Origin of the sequence: Breznakibacter xylanolyticus (genome assembly GCF_003254275.1) — a bacterium.
Taxonomy (GTDB): Bacteria; Bacteroidota; Bacteroidia; order Bacteroidales; family Marinilabiliaceae; genus Breznakibacter; species Breznakibacter xylanolyticus.
Genome location: NZ_QKZK01000001.1, coordinates 295,605 through 313,727 on the forward strand (window position 1 = coordinate 295,605; position 18,123 = coordinate 313,727).

Genomic DNA, 18,123 nt, shown 5'->3' on the forward strand with positions numbered 1-18,123 from the left:
CCCATCGATAACCCGCATTATTTTGAGTGTTCAGCTGTGTCGATGGCCTTTATCCACCCTATCTGAGGCTATCGACTCTGTCGCAAGCCTCAATGGGATTAAATTGGCCCTCGCAACTGCGTCGCAAGCTCCAATGGGATTAAATTGATGCTCGCGACTGCGTCGCAAGCTCCAAATGAATTCAATTGTCCCTCGCGACTGCGTCGCAAGCTCCAAATGAATGAAATTATCCCTTGCAACTGCGTCGCAAGCTCCAATGGGAATTAATTGGCTCTCGCGACTGCGTCGCAAGCTTCAATCGGATTGGATTAGTTCATTTGCCGGGTCGATGCTTTTCTGTTGTGCTTCAATCTCCTTAGCGTTTCTGCGTTTCAATCCAGTCATTCAACAACACAGCCATCGTGCCGCAAGCAAAAATCTTTTAACTTGCATCCTGCAAACTTTCAAAAAACCGAAACATCATCCTATTATGAGCACGAAAGACGAATTTCTGAAACATATTACCGACGGATATGCCTGTAAGGGCGACCACATCATATTGGGCGCGGCCATGCTCGACGGCGAACCGTTGGCCGATGCCCATGTGCGCGTGCCCCTGAAAACCATGAACCGCCACGGCCTCATTGCCGGCGCCACCGGAACGGGTAAAACCAAAACACTTCAGGTCATCTCCGAACAGTTGTCGCTGCAAGGGGTGCCCGTGTTGCTGATGGACGTGAAGGGCGACCTGAGCGGTGTGGCCATGCCGGGCACCGAAAAGCCCTTTATCACCGAGCGCCATGCCAAAATTGGCCTTCCCTATGCCACGCAAGGCTTCCCGGTGGAGTTGCTCACCATTTCGCAGCAAGAGGGGGTACGCTTGCGGGCCACCGTGTCGGAGTTTGGCCCCGTGCTGTTTTCGCGCATTCTCGATCTCAACGACACTCAGGCCGGCATCGTGGCCATCATTTTTAAGTATTGCGACGATCATCACATGCCCCTGCTCGACCTCAAGGATTTTAAAAAGGTGATTCAGTTCATCACCGACGATGGCCGTGCCGACATCGAAAAGGAGTATGGCAAACTCTCCACGGCATCTACCGGAACCATTTTGCGCAAAGTCATTGAGCTGGAGCAGCAGGGGGCCGACCGTTTTTTTGGTGAGTTGTCGTTTGATGTGGCCGATTTGATGCGCTTTGATGAGCGCGGCCTGGGCTACATCAACATCATGCGCCTGACCGACATTCAGGACAAACCCAAGCTGTTTTCGACCTTTATGCTGAGCCTGCTGGCCGAGCTTTACAGCACAATGCCCGAGCGGGGCGATGCCGACAAGCCCGAGCTGGTTATTTTCATCGACGAGGCGCACCTCATCTTTAGTCAGGCCAGCGACACGTTGCTCGAGCAGATTGAAAACATCGTGAAGCTGATTCGCTCCAAGGGCATCGGGGTGTATTTTGTGACGCAAAACCCCACGGATGTGCCCAACGGGGTGCTGGGGCAGTTGGGAATGAAGGTGCAGCACGCCCTGAGGGCCTTCACCGCGCAGGATCGCAAGGCCATCAAGCTCACGGCCGAGAATTACCCCCTGTCGCCCTACTACCAAACCGATGAGGTGCTCACGCAGTTGGGAACGGGTGAGGCGCTGGTGACGGTGCTCAACGAAAAGGGCATCCCCACGCCCCTGGCCGCCACCATGCTTAGGGCGCCCATGAGCCGCATGGACATTCTTACCGATGCCGAAATGTCTCACATCAACAGCTCCTCCAAACTGGTGAAAAAATACGGGCAGGTCATCGACCGCGAGAGCGCCTTTGAGATGCTGAGCGCTAAAATGACCGCCAACGAGCAGCAGGCCGCCCGCGAAAAACAGAACCGCGACGAAGCCCGTCAGTCCAAAACCACCACGCGCGGCACCGGCTCATCGCGTCAGCCCGTCGATCCGCTCATCAAGGTGCTCACCAGCCCCACCGTCATCAGGGGTGTGTTGGGTATTTTGAGCAAGGTGTTGAGGTGAGAGGGGGGGGGGATGGCCCTTTCAATATTGTATAGTCAAGAAGAAGATGCCTGATGATGAGATGATGAAAGACCCTTTGCGTTGCCGCACTATTGCATCGTGTGGCCTAATAACTTTGAAACACGGTTCAATCGTTCAATCGCAATGGGTATCCCCAATCGGATGCTGTCTATTTTGAACTCCTCCTCCTCCCATCAACTATTCCACGTCTTCCTCCTCCACGCACTGCCACTCCACCACGCCATCCGATCCGCCAAATCGTTGCAGGGTGTGTATCTCCATGTCGATGAGGAAACCGATGCCATTTTCGTTGGCGTTGCGGGTGCAGCAGCCGTTGCAGTCCTTGTCGGAGCACACGTCGTACACCACCGCGTCAATCACGTGTTCGCCCTGGCGGATGCGGAGTGTTTTGAGGCGGTACTGATGGCCATGTTTCGAGTGGATGGCGATGATGTTGTGCGATTGCACCCATTCGGGCGTTTGCTGACCCTGCACAAAGGCAAACTGCCCCGCCCAGGTGCAGCCGTTGTACTCCACGCACTCGGGACTGCCCGGCTCGGGGTACGACACGTAGTGGGTGAGGTTGGCGCGGTGCCACGTGTTGTCGTTGCAGGCTTTGGGTGCTTGACGATTCAGTATCGCACAGCCGGAGGCCATCCATAGCGTTGTCAGGGCGAGGGGCAAGCCCCTTAATCTTCTCAGGGAGGATTTTGGGGTGTTTTGTTTTAAATGTTGCATGCGGTATGTTATCAAGTATCAAGACGCAAGTATCAAGATGTGAGAGTCAGGTCGCAAGATTATGGATGGTTTTCATTATCCTTGGGAGTTTGGCTTGACGACTGTCATGATGTTTTTTTTATTACCTCTCCACTCCTAAACTCTTCCACTTCTCCACCCTTTCCTCCCTCACATATTCTGTAAGTAATCGGTCAGGTTGGTGTCGCGTGGCAAGTCCAGTTTTTTGCGCAGGCGATAACGGCTGATTTCGACCCCACGCACCGAAATGTTGAGCAGCGGGGCAATGTCCTTCGACACCAGGTTGAGTCGCAGGTAGGCGCATAGCTTTTTTTCGCTTTTGGTGAGTTGTGGAAATCGTTCGCTCAATTGTTTCATAAAGTTGTCGTGCACCATGTCGAAGTTCTCCTCAAAGCGTTTCCAGTCATCGTCGTGCTCAATGTTTTCTTTGATTTTGATTTGCAGTTTTCGCAAGCGCGAGCGAGCCGACTCGAGTGTTTCGGCCGTGCAGCTCTTTTGCAGTTCCACGGTAATGTCGTTGAGTATTTCGTTTTTGCGCACCAGGTTCATCACCGTGTTGGCCAGTTCCTGCGATTTGCCTTTGAGTTCGTATTGCAGCTTGTCGGCCTGCAGTTGCATGATTTCTTTTTCGCGCTCGTGCGCATCCTGCATAAAGTGGGCTTTTTGCTCTTCCATTTGATGGTTTTTTACGGTCTCCACTTCCATGCGATTTTGGCGAATGCGTTGCCCGATGAGGTAATAAATCAGATACAGGAGGGTGGCCACAATGGTGAGGTAAGCCAGGTACATGGCTGTGGTGCGATACCAGGGGGGCAAAACGGTGAAGGCGATCGACGTGGTGTTGGTGGTTTTGTTGCCCCGGTGCACCGACTGCAATTCAAACCGGTAATCCCCTTCGCGCAGTCCGGTAAATTCCTTCATTCCCGATGCCGGCAGGGGCAGCCAGGTGTCGTCGGTCGGGAGCAGCCGGTACGAGGTGCCCACTTGCGGGTCGCTGCCAAAAGGGGCCGTAATGCATTCGATGCGCAGTGAGTTGTGGAGGTAAGGGATTGTCAAATCACGCCCATCGGGAGCCAGGTTGCTGAGCGCCCACACCAGCGAGTCGTGCGGCGTGGTGGTGTACACCTTGCGAATGGTATTGGCAAAGCCCTGCCGATGGGGCATGATGTGGCTGCGGTTAAAAAGGCTGAACCCATTTTCGTGACCCACGATGGCCGTTTCGCGATTGAGAATGCGGAGGTTTTCGAAGCCGTACAGCATGCCCTCTTCGATGGCGGTGCGCTGGGCGTTGCCCGTGCGTACGTCTTTTATCTCCAGATGGTTGTCGCGTAGGTACCACAGTTCGTTTGAGCCGTCGCCCGGGTCGTGCAGTTTGGCGTAAAAGTGGTTGCCGTCGAGCTGCCGGTTGAGCGTGGTGTGTGGTTCCATGCGCCGTGTGGTGGGGTTTAGGCGGTAGATGCCTTTGGAGGTGGTGAAGACAATTTGGTTTTGTATTTTGAAGACCGAGATGTTGGTGTTTTCGGGAAAGCCTTCGTCAATGCCGTAAAACTCGGTCGATACCACCTTGTCGAGCCGGTCGTCAAAACGGAATCGGTACACACCCTTGAGTCCGTGGCTCATCCACACCGAGCCGTCGTTGTCCTGTTCAAACAGGCGGGCCGATTCGTCAAAACCTTCAATTTTTTTCACCACCCACTGATCATCTTTTTGGGTGATGACATAAAAGCCGTTGTAGTTGCCGGCCAATATCCATTTGGGGTTTGGCAGATATTTACGAAACATCCAAAAGCCGGCATCCCCGCTGATGCGACGGGCGGTGGTTCCTTCAATGATAAAAGCGCCCTGGTCGAGGCCGCAAAACAGCGTGCCGTCAATGTCGTCGAGCGTCCACACCTGCCCGGTGAGGTTGTCGATGGCCGGGAATTGACGGGGCGTTTCGGTCACCGGCACCGGCCAGGGTGCAACAAACACGCCCTGGTTGGTGCCAATGTACAGTCGGTTGTCTTTCACCAGCGCCGTGTACCCTGCGCCGCGCGAGTTGGTTTGCCCATACAGGCTGGTGAGGGGCGAGGTGAGCGACACGTGGGTGATGCCATTGTCGAGCGACAGCCACAGGTCGCCGTTCTTGTCGAAGGTGAGTCCCAGCACGGTGTTGTTTTGCAGTCCTGCCTGATGGTTGATGAAACGGGGCGAGGAGCCGTCGCGGTTCATCACCACGAGGCCGTTTTGAATGGTTCCCAGTGCGAGGGTGTTGTCGTGGGCGGCCATACAAAAAAAGGTGTTGCCCTTGATGTGCGTGTCGGCTGGGGTACTCCAGCGCTCCAAGCGGTTCTGGTGGTAAAGGTACAGACCGTCGTTTTTAGTGGCCACCAGCAGGCTGCCGTCGGGGTTGGCCACCAGGCCGCAGATGCGTTTGTGGGTAAATCCCTCGGTGTTGGGCAGGGCAAAAAAGTTGGTTCCCGAAAGGATGAAGATGCCCCCGGCGTTGGCCATGTAAATGGTGCCATTGATGGCCGTGGTAAAGTCGATTTTATGGGTCGATGACGTCATGCTGAGCGGTTCATTGGCCAGATGCTTGTAGATGGCGTAGTCGGTTTGGAAATAGACGGCCTCGTCGATGGCCATGATTTGCCACACGTTGCCAAAGGCGTTTTGGTGGGGTGGGAGTGAGGTCGATAGGGAGTGGTAGCGCAGATGGGCTTTGTCGTCGGGGGTGTAAAAGCCAAACTCGTTGTATCCGCCGCCATAGATGCGCCCGTTTTTGTCAATCTCGATGGCGCGCACGTTGCTGTAGTTGCTCACCGGGTAGGTGGTCCAGTGGATGCCGTCGAACTCCAGCACGCCATAGTTATTGGCAAAATAAAGCCAGTTGTTGGCATGCTGCCGGGCACCCCAGTTTTGGGCGCCCGAGCCGTAGTCGGCTTTGGTAAAGTTGGTCAGCTTCAGGTTCCATTGAGCCATGGCCGGCAGGCCGGCCATCAGCATCAGGCATAACAGGACTATCGTTCTCATGGGCGGGGGCGATGTGGATGGTTGATAACAGTGCGCGAGTGGAACAGCAGGGAGGGGGAGGTGAGCCGAAATTAGTTAAAAAAGATGAAATTGGTGTGGTGGCCTGATGGTGATAATATTCATTGAAAACTACTATATAACTCTTTGAGTTATCTGCTTTGTTATTTAAACGCATGGCGCAACAAAATAACTCAGCGCCTTCGGGCCTCAGCGTTTATTTTGACTCTGTGTTCATTGATAACTCCATGTTCTTTTTAAAACGCTGATCGATCCCTTGTATAACTAAAAACGTGCAAGTCGTATTTCGATATGCACGTTTTTTACAAAGCTGGCAAAGCGTTATAGTTTCACGAGTTTGTGGGTCTCGTTGGTGTGATTTTTATAAGCGATGCGCAACAAATAGAGACCCGCGCTAAGCGATGTGAGGTCGATGCGATTGGTCGAAGGGGTGATTTTCTGCACCATTTCACCTTTGAGCGAGACGATGGCCACCTCGTCCATCTGTTCAAAATCGTCGAGCATCACATGGTCGATGACGGGGTTGAGATGGACGTTTTTTTTTGATGTGGCAGCATCGGGGGTAATGGCATTGCTTTGGCCGGGTACGTTAAGCACTTCATTGACCGTTCCCTGTTGATAGATGCGCACATAGTCGATGTACATTTTGGCAGCTGTGCCGTTGGCATCCAGCGCGGTGACTTTGTTGATGTCCCAAATTCCGGGGAAGTTGCCGCCTACGGCCAGGTTCAGCAAAATGTGAAAGGGCTTGTGAAAGTAATGGCCAGGGTCGTTGAGCGTGGCTGTATTGGTGATGGCCATCTCGTAGTAGGGTGCCACGTTGGGGTTTTTGTCCTGATCGAGGTACATTTTGATGGCGGTTTCGGTCCACACCAGGGTGAACAAATGAAAGCCTTCCTGGATGGAGGTGGGCCAGGTTGTTTCTTTGGCATACATGGGGTGATTTTGCCAGCTTGGTCCCCAGTGACAGGCGCCGTTGAACAATCGGTCTTGTGTCCCGTTGGTAATGCCGCTGGCATGTCCCATTTCGAGAATGTCGGTTTCGCCGCACTGTGGCCAGCCCACGGTCGCAATGTCCTCGCCCATCATCCAAAATGCCGGCCAAAGGCCGTTGGCTGTGTGGGGCAGGTGAATGCGGGCTTCTATCTTGCCATAGCGGCACGACACTTTATTTTGCGTCACCACCCGTCCCGATGTGCATGTCTTGTTGAGATAGTTTTCGCGTTTGGCGTTCAGCACCAGGCAACTCACATTTTCGGTGGGATGGTTCTCTATCGAAATGTTTTCCCGTCGGTAGTATTGCAGTTCGTTGTTGCCCCCGCCATCGCCATTCACCTGAATGGTCCAGAAGGTTTCGTTGAGGGCGGGTTCGTCAAATTGGTCTTCCCACACCAGTTGATAATTCTGTGCCCCGCTCATCAGGGGAAGCATCAGTAGGCTCGCGGCCAGTAGTTTTTTCATATGTTTAATTTTAAGCCCCCTCAATCCCCCAAGGGTGACTTTGGAACGCTATGTTGTTAATTCTTTTATTTAATGTACTTCTGCACTTTAAATCCCCCTAATACCCCCGAAGTGCAACTTTAGGGATGTTGTGTCTTTAATTACTTCATTTAATGTGCTTCTGCACTCTTGCACTCATGCCCTTTCGCACTCTTTCCGCACTTCTACTCACCGTTTCACGAATTTCCTCACATGCACCTTGTTGTCAGTAAATCCTTTCACCAGGTAGATTCCGTTTGGCAGGTCGTCGGTTTGTATGCCGTCGGGTGAGGGGGGGATGAGGGTTTGCAGGCATTGCCCCCTCAGGTTGAGGATGTCAACGCGCTTGAGTAAAGCTGTTTCGTTGGCCAGATCGATGGTGAGGGTTTGTGTGGTGGCATTGTGTGTCACCCTCAGGTCATCGTTCGGGCGTTCGGGCACCGACGAGGCGTTTGATTTTTGGTACACCCTCACCCAGTCAATCTCGGCCGTCATGGGGAACACGGTGGAGGCATCGGGTGCACCCGAATAACTGCCGCCTACCCCGGTGCTCAAAATCAGGAATTGGGGTTTGTGAAACGGTTCGTAGTCCATGGGGTTAAAGATGAATCGTTTGAAATAGTAATGGTCATCAACATAAAACCAGATGTAGTCCGGTGTCCATTCTATGCCAAAGATGTGAAAGTCGTTATGGTACTTTTGATTATCGGGTAGCGTGTAGTTGCCCTGGCTTTGGGCATGTTGTCCGCCATTGCTGTAGTGCAGGGTGCCAATGTTGTAGCTGGGTGTTTTGCCGGTGTTTTCCATGATGTCGATTTCGCCGCATCGGGGCCAGGCGAACCCTCGTGTTTGAAAGTTATCGCCCAGCGTCCAAAAGGCAAATCCCAGTCCCTGCGTATCCACGCCTTTGATGCGAGCCTCAATTCGTCCGTAGAGAAACGATTGTTTGCCAAAGCTGATGAGCCGTCCACTGGTATAGGGGAGTGTTGCGTTGCCATCGGGAGCGCCATCGTTGCGCAGCGTGAGTTTGAGGGTGCCGTTGTCTACCTTCACGTTTTTTTCGGTGTCGGTGGCATAGTCGAGTTGCCCGGTGCCCCAGCCACCGTTGCCGCGTCCGGTTTCGCATGTCCAGTTGTCGGGGTTGAGGCTGGTGCCGTCAAACTCGTCGAACCACACCAGGCGGTAGTCGGTGGATTGTGCATGGAACGATTGAGGCATGAAGAGCAACCCAATTTCAAGGGTAATCGCCAGTATTGGATTACGGAAATTCATGGCTTAGATGGTATGAATGTAAGTGGTCAGTTTTTGATGATTCGTTGCGTGGTGATGGTTTCGTTTTGATGCACTTTAAGCAGGTAAATGCCTTTAGGGAGATGGGTTACAGGCATTGTTTGGCCTGTTTGCAGTGTAGTATGGCTCACCAAGTATCCCATGCTGTCAAATAGTTCGGCTCGACAGGGCGATGAGGTGTTGATGGTCAGTTTGTCGGTGCAGGGATTTGGATAGGCGAAAATGTTGTTGGAGGGATGGCTCGCGATGGGCGTGATGTTGGCGCGATACACGTTGACGTAGTCCACTTTCATTTGCACTGAGCTGTTGAAAATGTCGTTGTTGACGACCCCTCCCATGGTTCCGCCCAAAGCCAGGTTGAAGATGATGAAGAAGTCTTTGTCGAAAGGCCAGCCGCGCCAGTCTTCGGTGAAGTTTCTAAAAAAGGTGGCTCTCACCTGGCCATCAAAGGTGAATCGAATGCGGTCGTTGAGCCATTCCACACCATAAAGGTGAAATTGGTTTTCCACGCCATCTTCGTAAATCTTACTATGAAGGTTCTGTCCGTTGGTGCCGTTGCGATAGTAGGTGTGCGTGGCAAATGATATCATGGTTGGGTCAGCCCCCACGTGTTCCATGATGTCAATTTCGCCACTTCGGGGCCAGTTCCCGTAATAGCTGTCGTTGGGCATCATCCAAAATGCAGGCCATGTGCCGGCACCGGCCGGGAGACTGATGCGGGCTTCTATTTTTCCGTAACAGGTCTTTACTTTGTTCTTAGTGGTGATGCGTGCCGAGGTGTAGTTACGTGTTGGCGCCGCAGTGGGATATCCCTCTTTACGTGCTTCGATGATGAGATACCCGTTTTCGATCCGCACGTTTTGGGTTCGATCGGTGTAGTATTGCAGCTCGTTGTTACCCCATCCATTTCCCCCTTGTTCATAGTTCCAATGGTCGTGGTTTAGGGTATTTCCGTCAAATTGATCGCTCCATACCAGTTGATAGCCTTCTTGGGCAAAGGTGGTCAACAGGCTCAGGGTAAGGGTGGTCAACAGGGTTGCAATTGTTTTCATACGATTGTAATATAACCTATAGAAGGCTGTGTAGGTGAATTGTTTGTTTTTCATCGGAGTGATGCTCCATTGGGATGCTTTAGAAGAATACTCATCCTATCAACCTCATCTTTGTGAATGGCTTATTCGCAATTGAAGGGAACGCAACGCCGCATGCACCGGATGGGGGTCGGCGTTGCGTTCATGAATGGAGAGGGGATTACTTCACTTGGATCTTACCGCTGAATGAACCCGACTTTACAATGTAGAAACCTTTGGGCAAGTCGTTGCAGTTGATGGAGGTTTCGTTGCTCTCTTTCACCTTGTTGCCGGTGAGACTAAAGATTTCGACTGTGGCATCGGTATTGAAAACGGTGACTTCGTTTTGGTTCACCAGCATACTGATTTGTTTGCCATCACGGTTCGCCACCGATGACGAGCCACCGGTTTTTTTGTAAATGTAAATGGCATCCATATCGATGACCGTACCGGGGTTGTTGCCGCTCAGCATCCAAAACACGTTGGTGCCATTGACTGCGCCCACATCGTAACGCAAGCCTGACTTGAAAAATTCGCTCATGGGGATTTCAATCAGGTGCCATTTGCCATCGCGAGGGAAATTGGTGTAGGGCTTATAAGTGATATTCCCATCGACGAAATCATTGGCGCCAATGCAAATTTTTCCGGTATTTCCGGTGCCGGCATCTATCCCAAGTAGATGCGAGTTGGTGGCAGTGCTTTTCATGGCAATGTGAAAGGTGTAGTCAGAGGTGATTGCACCAAAATCGTATGTTTCAGAGATGTTAAAACCCAGACCCGACCATCCTGCATTGGCAACCGCAAACGACAGATAGGCTCCCGGTTCGCCATTCCAGTTAGGACCTGAGGTTGCGGGAGCTTTGTAAGTGTCACCCCAAATCCAAAGGTTATGTGTGGAGCCGTTGGGGCGGAAATCGCCTTCGATTTTACTGCCCGGCAGATTGGCCAATTCTGTTTCTTCATCCAGATAAATTAAATAGTAATTGGTTCCTTTTGTAAAGTCATCCTGCGCCATGGCGCTAAATGATGTTGCGGCCAAAGCAACGAGGCAGCCGAGTGTGGTAGCTAATTTTTTCATGTTAAGAATGATTTAAATGAATTAAAAATTGATAGCACAAAACTATTTCGGTTGGATGGTTTTACCTCCAAAATGCCCTCATCATAACTACATCTATATTCAAAAAATAATTCATCATTCTTACATCATCTGTTGATTAAAGTATTGGAATATAAGTATAAAGATTGATGAATTGCTTTCTTTTGTCTCCTCAAGCCACTACATCATGGGACGTTTTTGTGTCCTTTTGTGGGTAACATTTTTTTGTGTTTTCGAGAGCCATGGTCAAGGTCGTTGGGAATGGATTGTTTTTTTGAGCAATTGGTCTGTGACAATGGCCGATTGAGGGTGTCTCATGCATCGAATGATGCTTGGGATGCATGGAGGTGGTTTTTTTGAGTGTTGATGAAGCATTTTTAGGGATTGAGGACTGCACCGATTGTGCGGCTGTACCAGCTTTGGGGCGTTGATGAAGGAGGTTTTTTAGATCGTTTTGGTAACCTCAAAGGCGATAAAGGACGCGCAACGTTCTTTCTGAAGTTGCTGTATTTGTTATTTCTTAAAAAGGCGGGGAAAGATGTTTGTTGATGGATAGATAGGTGAACTTTGTATGATTGTCGGCCTTGTGGCAAGGACTCATCAGAGTTCCTTAAACGTCATTTTTTATCACAATGAGATTCTCTGAATCATTGCTTTAATCGAAAAAAAAAAGATGCCCCGCTAACGGGACATCTTTATTCTAATAAAACCTAAATAAAGAATGGCTCAATACCCAAAGTTCTGTTCCATTGGGTTGAGATTGATTTCGGCAGCAGGAATGGGGAACCGTTCATGGGTGCCTTTCACAAAGGGGTTCATGTGAGCTTTTGCAGCATCCGATTCCTGTTCGCGATAGGCATTCATCACTTCGGCGGCCACACCCCATCGTACCAGGTCGTACCATCGGTGGCCTTCCATGGCCAGTTCCACGCGTCGCTCGTGGCGGATGGCCGCGCGCAGGTCGGCTTGTGTGTCGGCGTAGTTGCCATAAGGGAAGGGGGGCAGAATATCGGGATTGCCATGTCGGGCGCGGAAGCGTACCTGTTCAAGTGCCCCTTTGGCCGCCTCGGTGTCGCCCAGTTCACAGCAGGCCTCGGCATACATTAGCAACACATCGGCATAGCGTATCATCTTTCGGTTGAGCTCACCACGTGTGGGATGCGACAAGGTAGGGTAGCTGCCATCGGGGTTCATCAGGGCGTATTTTTTGCTCAGGTAGCGGCTGCCCAGGTAGATTTCTTCAGCCGGGTTGGCAATTTGCTCATCGGTAGGGTTGATAATGGTGGCTTGGCGGCGCGGGTCGCCCGGTTCGTAAGCATCGTAGAGGTTTTTAGTGGGTTTGTTGAAGCCCCATCCCCCGGCAATAGGATTGCGTGTGCGGGTCATCACGGTGCCTTTCACTTCGTATTCCTGTGCAATGGCTGTGGTGCCCATCAAGAGGGTCGACAGCAGCAGGAAAAGGATTTTTCTCATGGTTTGATGTGTTTTGTTTTGATGATTCTATTGTGCGATGTGCATGCTTTGTTGTGGTGTGTCGCGATGTTAAAAATCGATGCAAAAATGTTAAGACTTGTTGGGCTTCGCGTGGTTTTGGCATACACATTAACTCATCATTGTCATCAAAAAAATACATCATTCGTACGTCATGTGTCTTTTATGTTTTTGTTTATCTGTTGAATAGGGTTTTCATCTTCCTTCTCTACGACATGTGCTTTTTTGTTTTTGACGTCTTTTGTAAATGGGTTCTGTCATCGTGTTTACTGATGACTTTGTGCGTTTTTCCTCTTGTGTTGATGTATGATGGTGTGATATTTGGGATGGGTAATCGGTTAAAATAAAAAACGCGATGAATGGGGATTCATCGCGTTGATATCATTGGGGATAGTGGTGTTAATATATTTCCGACAACCCCTTTTCAATGCATTCGTATTGCCAAATGGCGAAAAGCATTTCGTCGTCGGCTACTTCGTCGAGGGATGCCTCGTTGCGGGTGATGCGGCCAAACAGATCGAACTGTCCGGCAGTCAGGGTCGGTGTGCCGGTCACGTTGGCCGTTTCGATGTAAAGGGTACGCTGTTCGTTCAGTGGCACAGCTATCATCTGGTCGGTCTCCTTGGCGTGACTGTTGAAACGCACGTCGGTGTACGACACGTGAATGGTTGTTAGCTGTGGGCGGAGTGTTTCTATTGCCTCGAAGTCAAATACGAGTTGTTGTTTGTCGCGGTCGATGTCTGCGTTGACGCTGGAGGCAAGCGTTTCGAGGTCAGGGGTCAGAGGGGTCCACAGACGGCGGATGTAGCCGTTTTCGGTCACCTGGTCGTTTTCGGTCAAGGCAAAAGGTGCGATTTTTTTGCGCAGCCCCGATTTCTGAAATCGGTTTTTAAATACAAACGAGCAATAGTTGATGGGCAGATCGATGTGGTTTTCCTTGGTAAAACGTAAAATCTCCAGCGCCGCCATCTCGCTTGCCGGCACGGTGACGCGGGCGCCATGGGCAAAGGTGTAGCCCCGTTCGCTCAGTCGTGGCAGGTTGTATGGGGTCAGCCTCATTTGGTGCAGGTTCATGTGTGAGAGCCCGGCCTCGGCCAGCTCCTTCACACATTGTTTGAGTGTTTCCAGTTCGTCGGGTACGGCCGGGATCTCCACGGTCACGGTGGGGATGATGCCAATGGCCTGTTTCACGGGCTTGAGGTTGTAGTCGGTGGCGCCAATGTCGTAGCGAATCTCGTTGAGACCCAGGTCACGCAGTTCTTCCAGATGTTCGCGGGTCACGCGCGTGCCGTTGGTGTACATCCACACGTAAATGTCGGCAGGCAATTCGCGGCGTATCACTGTGAGAAAGTTGCGCACCCGGTCGAAGGTCAGGAATGGTTCGCCCCCGCTGAAGCTGATGCCTTTGAAGCCAAACTTCTTGATGTAGGCCACGTAGGTCATCGGGTCGTCGAATGTGAGCGTTTGCGTTTCGGGCAGGCTGATGTCGTTTTGCGACGTGGGGCAATAAAAACAGTTGCAATTGCATTTGCCGTTGATGAACAGGCAGCTCCACTGCCCCTGTCCGCACAAGCGGCAGCCGGGCGACAGGCGCGTGGCGTCGGTTTTGGTATTGTGAAATTCCCATTGAATGGCGTCCTCGAGGCTCTCGAGCAGTTGGGCGCGTTGGTTTTCCATCTCCATGCCTTCGTAGTAGCCCACCCATTGCAGGGTGTCGTATTGGTTGCCGTACTCCTTACGGTTTCCCTCTACCAGTGCGTTGCGGTATTTAATTAGTGCTTTCAATTGTGTTGCAGTTGTTTTGATGTCTCTTACGGGGCGCAAAGATAGCGGAATTGAAAATAGCTCGATGCGTGTGATCGTGTAAAGATGTTTGTGGTTTATGTATCTGTCACTTGTTGATAGCGTAAGCAAAATGATGTTTTGATGAATGGGGTTGTATCTGTTTTGAAAAGAGTGTGATGGCTGGGTTGCGTGTGCGAATATGTTACCTCATCAACAGGAAATGTTTCATCATTGTTAGTGATTTGTTACACGTTTGTAAGTGATGGATACCTCAATGATAGTGGATTATGTAAGGGGTTGTTATTTTTGAATAAATGTTAAAACATCAATGTATGAGACGAATGAAAATGGCAGGGTTGTATTTCCTGATGTTTTGGATGTGTGTGGGTGTCATGTCGTGTTCCGATGATGACAGTGAAGTGGAAAAGCCCCTTGCGGAGCTTGAATTTGTGAACAGTACCTTTTCTTCGGGCGAATTGTCTGTCGATGCCGGGTTGTTGAATAATGTACAGTTTATGTGGGCCAATACTTTATGGGAGGTGAAGACGGAGGTGCTCGAAGGTGCTGCTTTCATTTCATCTATCACTCCCACCTCGGGTGGTGCAGCGGTACAGAGTAAAAAGCAGGAGGGTTTGAAAATTACCTATGCGGCGAATTATTCCACTAAAAAGAATCGCATGCGTTTGATGCTTCTCTCGCCCGATGGCCTTACAGGCGATACCATTGAGTTGGTGCAGGCAGCCCGGGTGATTGTCCCTTTGGGTTACACCATTGACCCGACTCGAAAGTTTCAAACCATTTCGGGATTTGGCGGGGCTGCCATTTGGAACTCCGAGTCTCTGTCGGCTACCGAAGTGAAGAAAATTTTTGGTAGCGATGAGTCGGATTTGGGCTTGTCCATTGTTCGTGTTCGCATCGCTCAAGAGCAGTCCTCGTGGGTTTCGTTGGCGACCATTCTCAAGGAGATTGTGAAGTATGACGTGAAAATCATCGCATCGCCATGGTCGCCCCCTGCATCTTTAAAAGATAATAATAATAGCGTGGATGGTCATTTGCTGCCCGAAAATTATGGTGCCTATGCCCAGCATCTCAATGAATTTGTGACTTATATGGCCTCGCAGGGAGTACCCATTTATGCTGTGTCCATTCAAAATGAGCCCGACATTGAGGTGAAATACGAAAGTTGCCGTTGGACGCCGGCGCAACTTTTGAGTTTTGTACAAAATCACGCCCGCACCATTCAAAACACTAAGGTGGTGGCCTCCGAATCGTTTAACTTCAACAAGGTTTATACCGACCCGTTGCTCAATGATGCCACTGCCGTTGGAAACTTCGACATTGTAGGGGGGCACATTTATGGTGGTGGATTGTCTGCTCATTCCCTGGCCGAACAAAAAGGAAAAGAGGTGTGGATGACCGAGTACTTGATGAATCTGAGTGAAAAATGGGTGACAGCCGAAAGTACCATTTGGAACGAATCGGTGGAGATGTTGCAATCGATGCACACGGCCATGTCTTATAACTGGAATGCCTACATCTGGTGGTACATTCGCCGTTATTATTCTTTTTTGGGAGATGGCGATAAGAGCACCACAGCAGGCGCAACGTTGAAGCGCGGTCATGCTTTTGCCCATTTTGCTAAGTTTGTTCGCCCGGGCTATACACGCATCCATGTCACTGCCGATAAATCGTCCGAACTGAAAGTGACCGCTTATGAGGGCGACGGGCAAACAATCATTGTGGTGGTGAATCCATCGGTGGTAGATGTGAGTAACGTGAAATGGATGTTTCCCGTTGATGTGACTTCAGTGACTGCTTATGTAACTTCGTTGACGCAAAATCGTGATAAATCGGAGGTCACACCTTCGGGGAATGCTTTTTCTGCATCGTTCCCGGCCAAGAGTGTCACCACTTTTGTGGTCAAGTAACGTTTTAAACATCAAACCCTACATGTGTTGCATCTTGGATTCCTTTTTTAGGCGTCCAAGATGCATTTTTATTTTGCAGCGTTTGGGAATGTTCAATGGCTTGTGCTTATATCTTTGCATTCTGACACGCATTTTTTTAATCACCATTTCTTATGATCACGTTTATTGTTGCCATTGCGCTGTTGGTCGCAGGCTTTTTTATTTACGGTAAGTTCATCGAGCGTTTTTTTGGTGCCGACGATTCACGCCCCACACCGGCCATAGCCACCCCTGATGGCGTTGACTATGTGTCCATGCCCACGTGGAAGGTTTTCACCATCGAGTTTTTGAACATTGCCGGACTGGGGCCCATTTTTGGTGCCGTGATGGGTGCCATGTACGGCCCAATGGCTTACGTGTGGATCGTGCTGGGTTGTATTTTTATGGGGGCGGTGCACGACTACTTCGCAGGCATGCTTTCGTTGCGTCATCATGGTGCCAGCATTCCCGAAATGGTAGGACAATACCTGGGCGGGGGCGCCAAACAGTTGTTGCGCGTCTTTACGTTGTTATTGCTCGTGTTTGTGGGCGTGGCTTTTGTTTCGGGGCCTGCCGGTCTACTGGCATCCCTCACCGGTGGTGGTAAAATGTGGTGGCTCTACGGCATCTTCGCATATTACATCCTGGCCACCTTGTTGCCAATCAATAAAGTGATAGGCCGGGTTTATCCCTTTATGGGTGGTTTTTTGTTGTTGATGGCCATTGCCATTGGCGGGGCGATTCTGGTCAAGGGATTTTCCGGTTCGTTGGTGGTGGCCGAATTCGGACTCTCGTCGTTGCGTAATTTCCATGCCAACCCTGGAGCCAATATTTTGTTTCCCATGTTGTTTGTGGTGGTGTCGTGTGGCGCCATCTCGGGTTTTCATGCCACCCAAACGCCCATGATGGCACGCTGCCTGCGTAAGGAACGACATGGGCGACATGCCTTTTACGGTGCCATGATCGCCGAAGGCATTGTCACCATGATTTGGGCCACGGCTGCTATGAACTATTTTGGCGGCGTCGAAGGGCTCAATGCCATTGAAGCACAGGGACACGACGCGGCATGGGTGGTGAATGAGATTTGCAACAGTTGGCTGGGCAAAACAGGGGCGGTGTTCGCCATTATTGGCGTGATTGTGTGCCCCATCACCACTGGCGATACGGCCTTTCGCAGCGCCCGACTCACCATTGCCGATATCTTGGGCGTTGAACAGAGTTCCATTTCTAAACGACTGATGGTGACCCTCCCTTTATTTGCCATCGGTTATGTGCTCTCCACCATTCAATTTGCAACCATCTGGAAATATGTCGGTCTGTCGAATCAAATCCTCTCCGTCATTGTGCTGTGGACGGCTGCGGCTTATTTGAAGAAATCGGGCAAGATGCACTGGCTGCTCTCCCTCCCCGCCACGTTTATGACGGCTGTGTGCGTGGCTTATCTGTTGGTGGCACCTTATAAAGCAGGGGGGCTGGCCTTCGATGCGACCGTGGGAACCTGGATTGGCGGTGGGGTGAGCGTTGTTTTACTATTGGGATTTTTTATGAAAAAATAAACCCTTTTTTTGGGGGTTATGTTTTTTTTGTAATTGTATTTGATAGATGGGGTGGTTCTGTTGATGAATCTAGGTTTTTAAGTGGTGTGAATTTATTATTAGATTTCTTAGATGCTTAACTTTGTGAGGTTATTTATTTTTGATAGCTTTGTGTTAAATAAAATTCTAAGAAATGAAGAAAACGTTGCACTTAATTGTGGTGTTCTGGATGTTGTCTGTTGCCCTGTGGGGACAGACTTTAACGGCTCTAATGCCACAGGGATCCGGGACTCCGGAATCGCCTTACCTGATTTCTGATTTATCGAACCTTCTTTGGTTGTCTCAAAACAGTTCTCAGTGGGGTTGGAGTACTTATTATCTTCAAACTGCTAACATTGATGCCTCTTCTACCTCAACTTGGAATGATGGCAAGGGATGGGTGTCGATTGGGAATTCAAATAATTCGTTTTCCGGAATTTATGACGGTGGTGGTTATTCCATCTCCGGTTTGACCATCAATCGTCCCGATGAGAATAATATGGGTCTCTTTGGTCGCTCATCCGGAAAAATTGCCAATCTTCAGATTCTTAATGCCAATGTTAAAGGAAATGAAGAAACCGGCGCATTGGTCGGTTATAATAGTGGCACA

12 protein-coding genes are annotated in these 18,123 nt (G+C 50.5%); 4 read left to right on the plus strand and 8 right to left on the minus strand.

All coding sequences use genetic code 11. From position 1 onward, the window contains the following. The first annotated feature begins 469 nt into the window (after window positions 1-469). Window positions 470-1,996, plus strand: a complete 1,527-nt coding sequence (locus tag LX69_RS01155; protein ID WP_111443953.1) for a helicase HerA-like domain-containing protein — start codon at window positions 470-472, stop codon at window positions 1,994-1,996. A 198-nt stretch (window positions 1,997-2,194) separates the two neighbouring features. On the opposite strand, the gene LX69_RS01160 is transcribed toward LX69_RS01155, so the two are convergent. From LX69_RS01160 to LX69_RS01195, 8 genes are all read right to left on the minus strand, one after another. Further along, a complete protein-coding gene (locus LX69_RS01160) occupies window positions 2,195-2,734 on the minus strand; it encodes a hypothetical protein (RefSeq protein ID WP_146260596.1) in 540 nt (179 codons plus the stop codon). A 168-nt stretch (window positions 2,735-2,902) separates the two neighbouring features. Further along, window positions 2,903-5,764, minus strand: coding sequence for a ligand-binding sensor domain-containing protein (locus LX69_RS01165; RefSeq protein WP_146260597.1), 2,862 nt, complete (start codon window positions 5,762-5,764; stop codon window positions 2,903-2,905). 339 nt (window positions 5,765-6,103) lie between these two features. After that, window positions 6,104-7,243, minus strand: a complete 1,140-nt coding sequence (locus LX69_RS01170) for a family 16 glycosylhydrolase (RefSeq protein WP_111443956.1) — start codon at window positions 7,241-7,243, stop codon at window positions 6,104-6,106. Window positions 7,244-7,450: 207 nt separating this feature from the next. After that, a complete protein-coding gene (locus tag LX69_RS01175; RefSeq protein ID WP_111443957.1) occupies window positions 7,451-8,533 on the minus strand; it encodes a family 16 glycosylhydrolase in 1,083 nt (360 codons plus the stop codon). 26 nt (window positions 8,534-8,559) lie between these two features. Beyond that, window positions 8,560-9,603: a family 16 glycosylhydrolase gene (locus tag LX69_RS01180; RefSeq protein WP_170124180.1), complete on the minus strand. Its 1,044-nt coding sequence runs from the start codon at window positions 9,601-9,603 to the stop codon at window positions 8,560-8,562. A gap of 199 nt (window positions 9,604-9,802) precedes the next feature. Continuing rightward, the gene (locus LX69_RS01185) at window positions 9,803-10,699 is read right to left on the minus strand and encodes a T9SS type A sorting domain-containing protein (RefSeq protein WP_111443959.1); all 897 of its coding nucleotides are present in this window, start codon (window positions 10,697-10,699) and stop codon (window positions 9,803-9,805) included. A 744-nt stretch (window positions 10,700-11,443) separates the two neighbouring features. Then, window positions 11,444-12,190, minus strand: a complete 747-nt coding sequence (locus LX69_RS01190) for a RagB/SusD family nutrient uptake outer membrane protein (RefSeq protein ID WP_111443960.1) — start codon at window positions 12,188-12,190, stop codon at window positions 11,444-11,446. 417 nt (window positions 12,191-12,607) lie between these two features. Continuing rightward, a complete protein-coding gene (locus LX69_RS01195) occupies window positions 12,608-13,993 on the minus strand; it encodes a radical SAM protein (protein WP_111443961.1) in 1,386 nt (461 codons plus the stop codon). Window positions 13,994-14,325: 332 nt separating this feature from the next. Between LX69_RS01195 and LX69_RS01200 the strand changes: the two genes are divergently transcribed. From LX69_RS01200 to LX69_RS01210, 3 genes are all read left to right on the plus strand, one after another. After that, on the plus strand, window positions 14,326-15,921 hold the full coding sequence (locus LX69_RS01200; RefSeq protein ID WP_170124181.1) for a glycoside hydrolase: 1,596 nt from the start codon (window positions 14,326-14,328) through the stop codon (window positions 15,919-15,921). 152 nt (window positions 15,922-16,073) lie between these two features. Then, entirely contained in the window at window positions 16,074-17,495 is a 1,422-nt protein-coding gene (locus tag LX69_RS01205; RefSeq protein ID WP_111443963.1) for a carbon starvation CstA family protein, read from the plus strand. 172 nt (window positions 17,496-17,667) lie between these two features. Further along, window positions 17,668-18,123: hypothetical protein (locus tag LX69_RS01210; RefSeq protein ID WP_221621233.1), on the plus strand; the 456-nt coding region annotated here is incomplete at its 3' end.

Coding starts and splice junctions, on each gene's coding strand:
- LX69_RS01155 (WP_111443953.1), top strand. CDS start 470: ATGAGCACGAAAGACGAATTTCTGAAACATATTACCGACGGATATGCC.
- LX69_RS01160 (WP_146260596.1), bottom strand. CDS start 2,734: ATGCAACATTTAAAACAAAACACCCCAAAATCCTCCCTGAGAAGATTA.
- LX69_RS01165 (WP_146260597.1), bottom strand. CDS start 5,764: ATGAGAACGATAGTCCTGTTATGCCTGATGCTGATGGCCGGCCTGCCG.
- LX69_RS01170 (WP_111443956.1), bottom strand. CDS start 7,243: ATGAAAAAACTACTGGCCGCGAGCCTACTGATGCTTCCCCTGATGAGC.
- LX69_RS01175 (WP_111443957.1), bottom strand. CDS start 8,533: ATGAATTTCCGTAATCCAATACTGGCGATTACCCTTGAAATTGGGTTG.
- LX69_RS01180 (WP_170124180.1), bottom strand. CDS start 9,603: ATGAAAACAATTGCAACCCTGTTGACCACCCTTACCCTGAGCCTGTTG.
- LX69_RS01185 (WP_111443959.1), bottom strand. CDS start 10,699: ATGAAAAAATTAGCTACCACACTCGGCTGCCTCGTTGCTTTGGCCGCA.
- LX69_RS01190 (WP_111443960.1), bottom strand. CDS start 12,190: ATGAGAAAAATCCTTTTCCTGCTGCTGTCGACCCTCTTGATGGGCACC.
- LX69_RS01200 (WP_170124181.1), top strand. CDS start 14,326: ATGAGACGAATGAAAATGGCAGGGTTGTATTTCCTGATGTTTTGGATG.
- LX69_RS01205 (WP_111443963.1), top strand. CDS start 16,074: ATGATCACGTTTATTGTTGCCATTGCGCTGTTGGTCGCAGGCTTTTTT.